Genomic DNA, 11,839 nt, shown 5'->3' with positions numbered 1-11,839 from the left:
CCGCCAGCCACAGCGGCGGTCGTCGCCAGGCCGAACCGTCGCGCAGCGGCGGCGGCGCGCACGGCTTCGAGCGTCCGACCGCACCGGTGGTGCGCGAAGTGGCGATCGGCGACACCATCACCGTGGCCGACCTGGCGCAGAAGCTCGCGCTGAAGGGCGGTGACGTGGTGAAGGCGCTGTTCAAGATGGGCGTGATGGCCACCATCACCCAGACCATCGACCACGACACCGCCGCGCTGGTCACCGAGGAACTCGGCCACAAGCCGACCCGCGCCGGCAGTGCCGACGCCGAGGACGCGCTGCTGGCGCACACCGAGGACGCGCAGGGCGAGAAGCTGCCGCGGCCGCCGGTGGTCACCATCATGGGCCACGTCGACCACGGCAAGACCTCGCTGCTGGATTACATCCGCCGCACCAAGGTCGCCTCCGGCGAAGCCGGCGGCATCACCCAGCACATCGGCGCGTACCACGTCGAGACCGACCGTGGCGTCATCAGCTTCCTGGACACCCCGGGCCATGCCGCGTTCACCTCGATGCGCGCGCGCGGCGCCAAGCTCACCGACATCGTGGTGCTGGTGGTCGCGGCCGACGACGGCGTGATGCCGCAGACGGTCGAGGCGGTCAAGCATGCGAAGGCGGCCGGCGTGCCGCTGATCGTGGCGGTCAACAAGATCGACAAGTCCGGCGCCGATCCGCTGCGGGTCAAGAACGAGCTGCTGGCGCAGGACGTGGTCGCCGAAGAATTCGGTGGCGACACCCAGTTCGTCGAACTCTCGGCCAAGACCGGCCAGGGCATCGACGTGCTGCTGGACGCGATCTCGCTGCAGGCCGAAGTGCTGGAACTGCGGGCGGTGGCCGAAGGCCGCGCCAGCGGCGTGGTGATCGAGTCCTCGCTGGACAAGGGCCGCGGCCCGGTGGCGACGGTGCTGGTGCAGCAGGGCGCGCTGAAGAAGGGCGACTACCTGGTGTGCGGCATCCAGTACGGCCGCGTGCGTGCGCTGTTCGACGAGACTGGCAAGCAGCCGGAATCGGCCGGCCCGTCGATTCCGGTGCAGGTGCTGGGCCTGTCCGGCGTGCCGGATGCCGGCGACGACTTCGTGGTCGTCGACGACGAGCGCCTGGCCAAGGACGTGGCGCAGCAGCGCGAGACCAAGCGCCGCGAGTCGCGCCTGGTGTCCTCGGCGGGCAGCCGCATGGAAGACATCATGTCGCAGCTCGGCAAGGGCGAAGGCCAGCTGTCGCTGAACCTGGTGATCAAGGCCGACGTGCAGGGTTCGGTGGAAGCGCTGAAGCAGTCGCTGACCGCGCTGTCCAACGAGCAGATCCGCATCAACGTGATCCACTCCGGCGTGGGCGGCATCACCGAGTCCGACGCGAATTCGGCGCTGGCCTCCAAGGCCACGGTGATCGGCTTCAACGTGCGTGCCGACGCCTCGGCGCGGCGCATCATCGAGACCAACGGCATCGACCTGCGGTACTTCTCGATCATCTACGACGTGATCGACCAGGTGAAGCAGGTGGCGTCCGGCCTGCTGGGCGTGGAGATCCGCGAAGAGATCATCGGTATCGCCCAGGTGCGCGACGTGTTCCGCAGCTCCAAGTTCGGCGCCGTCGCCGGCTGCATGGTCGTGGAGGGCGTGGTCAAGCGCAACAAGCCGATCCGCGTGCTGCGCGACAACACCGTGGTGTTCGAGGGCGAGCTGGAATCGCTGCGTCGCTTCAAGGAGAACGTCGACGAAGTGCGCAACGGCACCGAGTGCGGTATCGGCGTGAAGGCCTACAACGACGTCAAGGCCGGCGACCAGATCGAGTGCTTCGAGCGCATCGAAGTGCAGCGTACGCTGTAAGAGCTGGGATTCGGGAATCGGGATTGGGGATTCGTAAAAGCGGTGCGCTACGTGTGTGTCGCTTTTGCGAATCTCTCCCCGATCCGGTCTTTGCAAAAGAGAGAGCTTCAGTCATGCCCACCAAATCCTTTCACCGTACCGATCGTGTGTCCGCGCAGATCCGGCGCGACCTCGGCACGATCGTGCATGCGGCCGTGCGCGATCACGGTCTGCCGTCGGTCAGTGTGTCCGACGTCGAAGTCACCCGCGATCTTGCCCATGCCAAGGTGTTCGTCACCGCGCTGATGCAGGAGCGCTCGGCCGAGGCGGTCAAGGGCCTGAAGGAGCTGGCGCCGCAACTGCGCAGCGAGCTGGCGCGGGCGATGAAGCTGCGCCACGTGCCCGAACTGCATTTCCACTACGACGATTCGGTCGATCGCGGCGAGCGCATCGACAATCTGCTGCGCGACATGCCGGAATTGCAGCAGGAGCAGGCGCAGGACGACGGCGGCCCTGCCGCCGACGACGCCGACACGGCGCCGCGCAAGGGCTGAGTCCGCTGCCGACGCCGTGGCGTCGGCGTCCAGTGTTCGAGTGCGGGCGCCCAACGCGAGCGCCCGTTTCGCAGTCGCGATCGCGGCGCTCTTTCATCCGTCTGGCGTCACGCTGTTCCATGCGTGCCGTTCGCCCGCGCCATGCCGGGGTCAGATCCGCCAATCCCGAATCCCCAATCCCGAATCCCCGCCCAACCCCCCATGCCCGTCTTCGGCCCGCGCCTGCCTCGTATCGTCTTCCGTCGCCTCGACGGCATCGTGCTGCTCGACAAGCCGATCGGCATGAGTTCCAACGCGGCGCTGCAGGCGGCGCGGCGGCTGTTCCGTGCGGAGAAGGGCGGTCACACCGGCAGCCTGGATCCGCTCGCCACCGGCCTGCTGCCGCTGTGCTTCGGCGAGGCGACCAAGCTGGCCGGGCTGCTGCTCGGCTCGGCCAAGGCCTACGAAGCGGAAGTCGTGCTCGGCGTCACCACCGACAGCGACGATGCCGAGGGCGCGGTGCTGCGCACCCTGCCGGTGCCGCCGCTGGACGCAGCGACCCTGGAGGCGGCGCTGGCGCCGTTGCGCGGGCGCATCCGCCAGCGTGCGCCGATCTATTCCGCGCTCAAACAGGGCGGCGAACCGCTGTACGTCAAGGCGCGCCGCGGCGAGGCGATCGAAGCGCCGGAGCGCGAGGTCGAGGTGCATGCGATTGACGTGCTCGCGCATGCCGGCGACCGCCTGCGCCTGCATGTGGCCTGCGGGTCCGGCACCTATATCCGCAGCCTGGCCCGCGACCTGGGCGAGGCGCTGGGTTGCGGCGCGCATATCGCCGCGTTGCGGCGGCTGTGGGTGGAGCCGTTCCGGACACCGCAGATGGTCACCCTGGAGCACCTGCAACACCTGGCCGCGCAGGATCCGGCGGCCCTGGAGGCGCTGGTGCTGCCGTTGGCCGCGGGTCTGGCCGATTTCCCGCCGCTGCGCCTGGAACATGCTGCGGCGCAGCGCTTCCGCATGGGCCAGCGCCTGCGCGATCCATCCTGGGCGCCCGGCCTGGCCGCGGTGTTCGACGCCGACGGCATCCCGCTGGGCCTGGGCCAGGTCGATGCGAGCGGGCTGCTGGCGCCGCAGCGCATGTTCAATCCGTGACCGCGCAGCGGTCGCGCCGGGTGTTACCTGACTGTCGTTCAGTCATGACGCGGTCTTAACGCCTTGTTCCTCCGGGCCGAGGCCGGTACAATTTCGCGGCCTTTCCGGCACGCTGCGCTCCGGCGCAATCCTTCGCAATCGGCGAGCCAGGCGGTGCGTCCTCTGCACGTTCCTGCCGGCCCCGCATCTCAGAGAAAAATCCCATGTCCATCGACACCCAGAAAGTCATCGAAGAAAACAAGCGCGGCGCTGCCGACACCGGTTCGCCGGAAGTCCAGGTCGCCCTGCTGACCGCCCGCATCGAACTGCTGACCGGCCACTTCAAGACCCACAAGAAGGATCACCACAGCCGCCGCGGCCTGCTGCAGATGGTCAACCGCCGCCGTAGCCTGCTCGACTATCTGAAGAAGAAGGATGGCGAGCGCTACAAGGCGCTGATCGAGAAGCTCGGCCTGCGTCGCTGAGTCAACGAACCCCACCGCGGCGCAGCGATGCGCCGCGGTTTTGTTTTGGGTAGTACCGTGGCCCGGGGATCGTTCCGCGCCACCGGCCGGATCCTCCCGGCCACCCGCCAGCGGCATGGGCCGTCAGCGGTCCATTTGCAGACAGCATCATCCAAGGAAACCCCGTGGCAAAAATCACCAAAACCTTCCAGTACGGCAAGCACACCGTCACCCTCGAAACCGGCGAGATCGCCCGCCAGGCCGGCGGTGCCGTCATCGTCAAGATGGACGACACCGTACTGCTGGTCACCGCCGTCGCCGCCAAGAGCGCGCGCGAAGGTCAGGACTTCTTCCCGCTGACGGTCGACTATCAGGAGAAGTTCTACGCCGGCGGCCGCATCCCCGGCGGCTTCTTCAAGCGCGAGGGCCGTGCGACCGAGAAGGAGACGCTGATTTCGCGTCTGATCGACCGTCCGATCCGTCCGCTGTTCCCGGAGGATTACAAGAACGAAGTGCAGATCATCGCCACGGTGATGTCGATGAACCCGGACATCGACGGCGACATCGCCGCGCTGATCGGCGCCTCGGCCGCCCTGTCGCTGGCCGGCACCCCGTTCAAGGGCCCGATCGGCGCCGCCAAGGTCGGCTACAAGAACGGCGAATACATCCTCAACCCGACCGTGTCGGATCTGAAGGAGTCGCAGCTGGAGCTGGTCGTCGCCGGTACCGCCAACGCGGTGCTGATGGTCGAGTCCGAAGCCGCGCTGCTGTCGGAAGAAGTGATGCTGGGCGCGGTCACCTTCGGCCACCGCGAGATGCAGAAGGTCATCAACGCGATCAACGAGCTGACCGTCGAAGCCGGCACCAAGCCGTCCGACTGGGTCGCCCCGTCCAAGAACGAGGCCATGATCGCCGCGCTGAAGGAAGCCGTCGGCGAGCAGCTGGCCGCCGCGTTCCAGGTGCGCGACAAGCTGCAGCGCCGCGACGCCATCGCCGCGATCAAGAAGGACGTGCTGGCGCAGCTGGCGCCGCGCGCCACCGCCGAGAACTGGGTCGCTGCCGACCTGGCCAAGGAATTCGGCGAGCTGGAATACCAGACCATGCGCGGTTCGGTGCTGAGCACCAAGGTGCGCATCGACGGCCGTGCGCTGGACACCGTGCGTCCGATCAGCGTGCAGGCCGGCGTGCTGCCGCGTACCCACGGCTCGGCGCTGTTCACCCGCGGCGAGACCCAGGCGATCGTGGTCACCACGCTGGGCACCGCCCGCGATGGCCAGGTGATCGACGCGGTCTCCGGCGAGTACAAGGAAAACTTCCTGTTCCATTACAACTTCCCCCCCTACTCGGTGGGCGAGTGCGGCCGCTTCGGCGCGCCCAAGCGTCGCGAGATCGGCCACGGCCGCCTCGCCAAGCGCGGCGTGCTGGCGGTGATGCCGACCATGGAAGAATTCCCGTACACCATCCGCGTGGTCTCGGAAATCACCGAATCCAACGGTTCCTCGTCGATGGCTTCGGTCTGCGGTTCGTCGCTGGCGCTGATGGACGCCGGCGTGCCGGTGAAGGCGCCGGTGGCCGGTATCGCCATGGGCCTGGTGAAGGAAGGCAACGACTTCGTGGTGCTGTCGGACATCCTGGGCGATGAAGATCACCTGGGCGACATGGACTTCAAGGTCGCCGGTACCGCCGACGGCGTGTCCGCGCTGCAGATGGACATCAAGATCGAAGGCATCACCGAAGAGATCATGAAGCAGGCCCTGGCGCAGGCCAAGGCCGGCCGCCTGCACATCCTCGGCGAGATGGCCAGCGCGCTGACCACCCCGCGTGCGGAGCTGAGCGACTACGCGCCGCGCCTGCTGACGATCAAGATCCACCCGGACAAGATCCGCGAAGTGATCGGCAAGGGCGGTTCGACCATCCAGGCGATCACCAAGGAAACCGGCACCCAGATCGACATCCAGGACGACGGCACCATCGTCATCGCCTCGGTCAATGCGATCGCCGCGCAGGCGGCCAAGTCGCGCATCGAGCAGATCACCTCGGACGTCGAGCCGGGCCGCATCTACGAAGGCAAGGTCGCCAAGATCATGGACTTCGGCGCGTTCGTGACCATCCTGCCGGGCAAGGACGGCCTGGTGCACGTCTCGCAGATCTCCAGCGAGCGCGTGGAGAAGGTCGGCGACAAGCTGAAGGAAGGCGACGTGGTCAAGGTCAAGGTGCTGGAAGTCGACAAGCAGGGCCGCATCCGCCTGTCGATGAAGGCCGTGGAAGAAGGCGAGGGCGCGTCGGCCGAATAAGCCGCACGCTGCCAGCGTCGTTCCAGGAAAAAGCGGGCTTCGGCCCGCTTTTTTCTTGCCTGGCGTTTGCGCAGCCGCGACGCGGCGTCAACGGTGACGTCCTGTCGCGGCTGGCGCCGCTCCTGCACAGGATGACGGAGCATTTGGCCCGCGACTTGGCCGAGGCTGCTAGCGATCGCTGGAGAGCATCTGCAGATGCGCTGACAGCGGCCCAGGGTCGGCGAGGGTGGGGGGGCGCGCGTCCGTAGCGCACGCTTTCGCAGGAGTGGCTTCAGCCGCGACCAGGCCGGCATGGCGATCTTGGGAATGCCTGGGGGGTGATCCCGAACTGGGGACCAGCGCCGCGCCTGCGGTGGGCGTTCTCAGCCGCTGCTGTCGTCTTCGATCGCCGGATAGCGCGCCAGATGCGCCGATAGCGGTCCGGGGTGGGCTAGCTGGTAGCCCTGGCCGTAGCGCGCGCCCAGCGCCTGCAGTGTCGCCAGTTCGCTCTCGGTCTCGATGCCTTCGACGACCACGTCGGCATTGGTTTCCGCGGCGAAGGAGAGGATGGCCATCGCCAGCCGCTGCCGGCGCGGTTCGGCGTCGATGCCGCGGGTCAGGGTCAGGTCCAGCTTGATGATGTCCGGCGCCAGGTGCAGCAGATGGCGCAGGCTGGCGAAGCCGGTACCGGCGTCGTCCAGGGCGATGCGCAGGCCCTGCCGCTGCAGCAGGCCGATGTGCTCGGAAAGGCGTGGGTAATCCGGCGCCTGCAATTGCTCGGTGATTTCCAGCACGATCCGCGACAGGTCGTGGCCGTGCAGCAGCGCCTGCAACTGCGGATGCAGCAGCGTCGGTGCGGACACGTTGATCGCCAGATACAGCGGCGCCGGCAACTGCGCAAGCACCTCCAGCGCCTTGCGCGCGGCGGCCAGCTCCAGTTCCAGTCCCAGTCCGACCCGGCTGGCATCGTCGAACCAGCGCAGTGGCGGCAGCGCCGGATTGGCCGGAAAGCGCGACAGTGCCTCCACCCCGACGATGCGTTGCGATGCCAGCGCCAGCACTGGCTGGGTCACGATCTGCAGGCGCGTCTCGGCGATGGTTTCGCGGATGCGGGTGGCGATCGCCGCCTTCTCGCGAAATGCGTGTTTCTCCATGTCCTGGCGGCGCGCGATGTCGGTCTGCAGTGCGGCGCGGTCCATCGCCAGCGCCAGCGTCGCGCCGACCAGGGTCGCCAGCAATTCCAGCGTGCGCACGTCCTGTGCGCTGTAGGCGTTGGGTTGCGGCGCGAGGACCTTGAGCACGCCGATGCTGCGGTCGCCGTAGCGCAGCGGCACCACCAGCATCGAGCGCAAACCGATGCGCCGGCAGGCCGCGCGGTCCACGCGCGGATCGACTTCCGAATCGTCGCAGCGCAAGACCTCGCCGGTCCGCATGCACAGCCCCGACAGGCTGCCGTTGCTGGGCAGGCGCAGGCCGAGGTGACGCTCGGCGACGCCGCTGGCCGACCAGTACAGCATGTCCTTGCCGTCGCACATCTCCACCACGGCGCCATTGGAGCGGGTCAGCTCCTGCGCGCGGCGGGTGACCACGTCGACCACCTGCAGCGGATCGCCGCCGGCCGCGGCGATTTCGCCCTGCGCCAGGATGATGCGCGACAGCAGCGCCGCGTCGTCCTGGGTCGCGGCGGCGGCGTGCTGGATGAGGTCCGAAATGTCGGATGCCTTGGCCATGTCTGCATCATGTGGCAGTGCGTCGGAGGACGGCAATCGCGCGGCGCGCGCTTCGCCCAGACAGCGTGTTGAACTGATCGCTCCATCACGCTGCGCGCGTGCGCGTGCTCAATCGCCAGCGCCACCCTTGCGCGGCTTGCCGTACAGGCTGCGCAACTCGTCCTTGGCTTGCTCCAGGATCTGGCGGCGCTGCGCCGGCAACTGGTCGCCGGCGCGATTGATGTAGAAGGTCAGCATCGACATGGCCGAGCGATACGGACCGGTGCGGCGGCGTGCGTGCAGGTCGGCCGACTGCTTGAGCGCGCGTGCGATCGCGGCCGGATCGTTGCCTTCGAACACGTTCGGCGCGACGCCGAGCGACTGTTGCGCGTCGCTGCCGCGGCGCTGGTTGAGGTCGGTGCTGGAGAGTGACGGGCTGCTCTGTGCCATTGGTGATGCTCCTTGGCGATGGCGATGGCGATGGCGGTGGAGAGGTACAACGCATGCGCAGTCCCACAGTGCAGGACCCGATGGCGGATGCCGCCGCCATCGCTGCCGCGCGCCGCGAGGCGACGGCAGTTCGACGTCGAAGGGAGACGGAGGCGGACGCGGCGCGAACGCGCGCCGCCGCGATCGCGTGTGCGGGTCGTGGAGCGTCCCGCGCGCGTGATGGGCGATGCCGTTGTTCGCTGATGTTGCCGTGCTGCATTCCGTTCCCAGAGGCGAAGCTTGTGCGTGATGCGCAAACGCTAGGCCGGGATACGTGACGCCGTCGACAACATAACCGCGCTACGCGGAGCGAGTGGTAGACATTATGTCGTTCGATGAACGCTTAATGGAAAAACCCCTAAAAACAGGGCTCGCGCGAGGTTGCGCTTGATTGCCTGGATAACGTCACCATTTTCATTGCCGAGAAAATGGCGCAAGCCATCCAGCTGGACAATCCGCACAGTCGGCATCGTCGGCGCGCCCCAGGTTGGTTGCGACGCTGACACCAGGAGATCGCATGTCGTTGGCGCAGGCGCGCTTCCATCCCGCCGTAGCACGCTGGTTCGAGCAACGTTTCGCGGCGCCCACGCCGGCGCAGGCGGCGGCGTGGCCGGCGATCCAGGCCGGACGGCATACGCTGGTCGCCGCGCCGACCGGCTCGGGCAAGACCCTGACGGCATTTTTGGCTGCGCTGGATGCGCTGGTCCGCGAAGGCCTGCGTGAAGGCGGCCTGCAGGACCGTACCCAGGTGTTGTACGTGTCGCCACTGAAAGCGCTTTCAAACGACATCCAGCTCAATCTCGAGGCGCCGCTGCAGGGCATTCGCGCCGAACTGGCGGCGCTGGGTTTGCCGGATGTGTCCATTCGCACCGCGGTACGCACCGGCGACACCCCACAGCGCGAGCGCGCGCAGGCGCGGCGGCGCCCGCCGCATGTGCTGGTGACCACGCCGGAGTCGCTGTACGTGCTGCTCGGCTCGGTGTCCGGGCGCGAGACGCTGCGCCACGTGCGCACGGTGATCGTCGACGAGATCCATGCGCTGGCGGCGAACAAGCGCGGCAGCCATCTGGCGTTGTCGCTGCAGCGCCTGCAGCAGCTGTGCGAGGCGCCGCCGCTGCGCATCGGCCTGTCGGCGACGCAGAAGCCGATCGAGGCGGTCGCACGTTTCCTGGTCGGCAGCGCCGCGGTGCACGACGGCGTTGCCGACTGCGCCATCGTCGACATCGGCTATGCGCGTGCCCGCGACCTGGCGCTGGAGGTGCCGCCGACGCCGCTCAGCGTGACCATGTCCGCCGACCAGTGGCAGCAGGCGTATACGCGCCTGGCCGAGTTGGTGCGCGCGCACCGCACCACTCTGGTGTTCGTCAACACCCGGCGCATGGCCGAGCGCACCGCGCGGCACCTGGGCGAACTGCTCGGCACGCAGGCGGTGGCGGCGCATCACGGCAGCCTGGCGCGCGAGACCCGGCTGCTCGCCGAGCGCCGGCTCAAGGCCGGCGAGCTGCAGGTGCTGGTGGCCACCGCCTCGCTGGAACTGGGCCTGGACATCGGCGACGTCGACCTGGTCTGCCAGCTGGGCTCGCCGCGTTCGATCGCCGCGTTCCTGCAGCGCGCCGGCCGCTCCGGGCACGCGGTGGGCGGCACGCCGAAGGCGCGCTTGTTTCCGCAGTCGCGCGACGACCTGGTCGAGTGCGCGGCCTTGCTGGATTGCGTGCGCCGCGGCGAACTGGATGCGCTGCGCATGCTCGATGCGCCGCTGGACGTGCTCGCCCAGCAGCTCGTCGCCGAGGTGGCCTGCCAGGAGTGGGAGGAAGACGCGCTGTACGCGCTGGTGCGTGGCGCCTGGCCGTATGCGGCGTTGCCGCGCGCGCAGTTCGACGCGGTGCTGCGCATGCTCAGCGAAGGCTTCAGCACGCGGCTGGGGCCGCGCGCCGGCTACCTGCATCGCGATGCGGTGCATCGCCGCGTGCGCCAGCGCCGAGGTGCGCGGATGGCGGCGCTCACCTCCGGCGGCACCATTCCCGAGACCGGCGACTACAGCGTGGTGCTGGAGCCGCAGGCGCAGACCATCGGCACGGTCAACGAGGATTTCGCGGTGGAGAGCCTGGGCGGCGACGTGTTCCAGCTCGGCAACGCCAGCTACCGCATCCTGCGCGTGGAAGCGGGGCGGGTACGGGTGGAGGACGCGCGCGGCGCACCGCCCAACATCCCGTTCTGGATCGGCGAGGCGCCCGGGCGCAGCGATGCGTTGTCGCTGGGCGTGTCGCGGCTGCGGGCCGAAGTCGCGCAGGCGCTGGAGCAGGGCGGCGCGGCGCAGGCGCTGCAGTGGCTGTGCGGCCCGCTGGCACTGGACGCCGCCGCCGCGCAGCAGATCGTCGATTATCTGGGCCGCGCGCATGCGGCGCTGGGCGTCTTGCCGACCCAGCAATGCATCGTGCTGGAACGCTTCTTCGATGCCACCGGCGGCACCCAGCTGGTGATCCACAGCGTCTACGGCAGCCGCATCAACCGCGCCTGGGGCCTGGCCCTGCGCAAGCGCTTCTGCCGCACCTTCAATTTCGAGTTGCAGGCGGCCGCGACCGAGGACGCGATCGTGCTGTCGCTGTCGACCCGGCACAGCTTCGCCCTGGACGAGGTGGCGCGCTATCTGCGCGCCGCGTCGGCGCTGGACGTGCTGGTACAGGCGCTGCTGGACGCGCCGCTGTTCGGCGTGCGCTGGCGCTGGAACGCCACCAACGCGCTGGCGCTGCCGCGCTTCACCGGCGGGCGCAAGGTCGCGCCGCAACTGCAGCGGATGAAGTCCGAGGATCTGCTGGCCACGGTGTTTCCCGACCAGGTGGCCTGCGCGGAGAACCTGGTCGGCGAGCGCGAGATTCCCGAGCACCCGCTGGTGGCGCAGACCCTGCGCGACTGCCTGGACGAGGCGATGGACAGCGACGGCTGGCTGCAACTGCTGCGCGGCATCGAGGCCGGCGAGATGCGCGTGCTGGCGCGCGAGCTGACCGCGCCCTCGCCGCTGGCGGCCGAGGCGCTCGACGCGCGGCCCTATGCCTTTCTCGACGACGCGCCGCTGGAAGAGCGGCGTACCCAGGCGGTGCACAGTCGCCGCTACCAGGATCCGCACAGCGCCGACGATCTCGGCCAGTTGGACCCGCAGGCGATCGCTGCGGTGCGCGAGGAGGCCTGGCCGCAGCCGCGCAGCCGCGACGAGATGCACGAGGCGCTGCTCACGCTCGGGGTGGTGAGCGTGGACGAGGCCGCCGCGCAGCCGCAGTGGCGGCAGTGGTTGGATGAACTGGCTGCCGACGCGCGCGCCACCTGCCTGCACGGCGTCGACGGCGCCGCGGCGGCGTTGTGGGTGACGGCCGAAGCGCAGGCGGCGGTGGCGCCGCTGTACCCGCAGGCCAGCGCGCGGCC

8 protein-coding genes are annotated in these 11,839 nt (G+C 68.8%); 6 read left to right on the top strand and 2 right to left on the bottom strand.

Annotation, left to right across the window (positions count from 1 at the left end; genetic code table 11):
- The 5 genes from infB to pnp form a co-directional block, all read left to right on the top strand.
- Nucleotides 1-1,847 (top strand): translation initiation factor IF-2 (infB, locus tag D183_RS0102365; protein WP_017907570.1); only part of this gene is annotated, 1,847 nt, incomplete at its 5' end.
- Nucleotides 1,848-1,960: 113 nt separating this feature from the next.
- Nucleotides 1,961-2,380 carry a 30S ribosome-binding factor RbfA gene (rbfA, locus tag D183_RS0102360; RefSeq protein WP_026144116.1) on the top strand — a complete coding sequence of 140 codons (420 nt, stop codon included), beginning with the start codon at nucleotides 1,961-1,963 and terminating at the stop codon, nucleotides 2,378-2,380.
- Between the two features lie 201 nt (nucleotides 2,381-2,581).
- Nucleotides 2,582-3,508, top strand: a complete 927-nt coding sequence (gene truB / locus D183_RS0102355) for a tRNA pseudouridine(55) synthase TruB (protein ID WP_017907568.1) — start codon at nucleotides 2,582-2,584, stop codon at nucleotides 3,506-3,508.
- A gap of 203 nt (nucleotides 3,509-3,711) precedes the next feature.
- Complete coding sequence (gene rpsO, locus D183_RS0102350) at nucleotides 3,712-3,972, top strand: 30S ribosomal protein S15 (protein ID WP_003467392.1); 261 nt, start codon at nucleotides 3,712-3,714, stop codon at nucleotides 3,970-3,972.
- Nucleotides 3,973-4,136: 164 nt separating this feature from the next.
- Nucleotides 4,137-6,245: a polyribonucleotide nucleotidyltransferase gene (gene pnp, locus D183_RS0102345; protein ID WP_017907567.1), complete on the top strand. Its 2,109-nt coding sequence runs from the start codon at nucleotides 4,137-4,139 to the stop codon at nucleotides 6,243-6,245.
- A 362-nt stretch (nucleotides 6,246-6,607) separates the two neighbouring features.
- Here pnp and D183_RS0102340 read toward each other — a convergent pair whose 3' ends face one another.
- A complete protein-coding gene (locus tag D183_RS0102340) occupies nucleotides 6,608-7,954 on the bottom strand; it encodes a sensor domain-containing phosphodiesterase (RefSeq protein ID WP_017907566.1) in 1,347 nt (448 codons plus the stop codon).
- Nucleotides 7,955-8,062: 108 nt separating this feature from the next.
- Nucleotides 8,063-8,383 (bottom strand): DUF3175 domain-containing protein, encoded by a 321-nt coding sequence (locus D183_RS0102335; protein ID WP_017907565.1) that lies wholly within the window; start codon nucleotides 8,381-8,383, stop codon nucleotides 8,063-8,065.
- A gap of 556 nt (nucleotides 8,384-8,939) precedes the next feature.
- Here D183_RS0102335 and D183_RS0102330 point away from each other — a divergent pair.
- Nucleotides 8,940-11,839: DEAD/DEAH box helicase (locus tag D183_RS0102330; protein ID WP_017907564.1), on the top strand; the 2,900-nt coding region annotated here is incomplete at its 3' end.

Source organism: Xanthomonas sp. SHU 199 (assembly GCF_000364665.1).
Lineage (GTDB): Bacteria > Pseudomonadota > Gammaproteobacteria > Xanthomonadales > Xanthomonadaceae > Xanthomonas_A > Xanthomonas_A sontii.
This window is presented reverse-complemented; position numbering and strand designations above follow the sequence as displayed.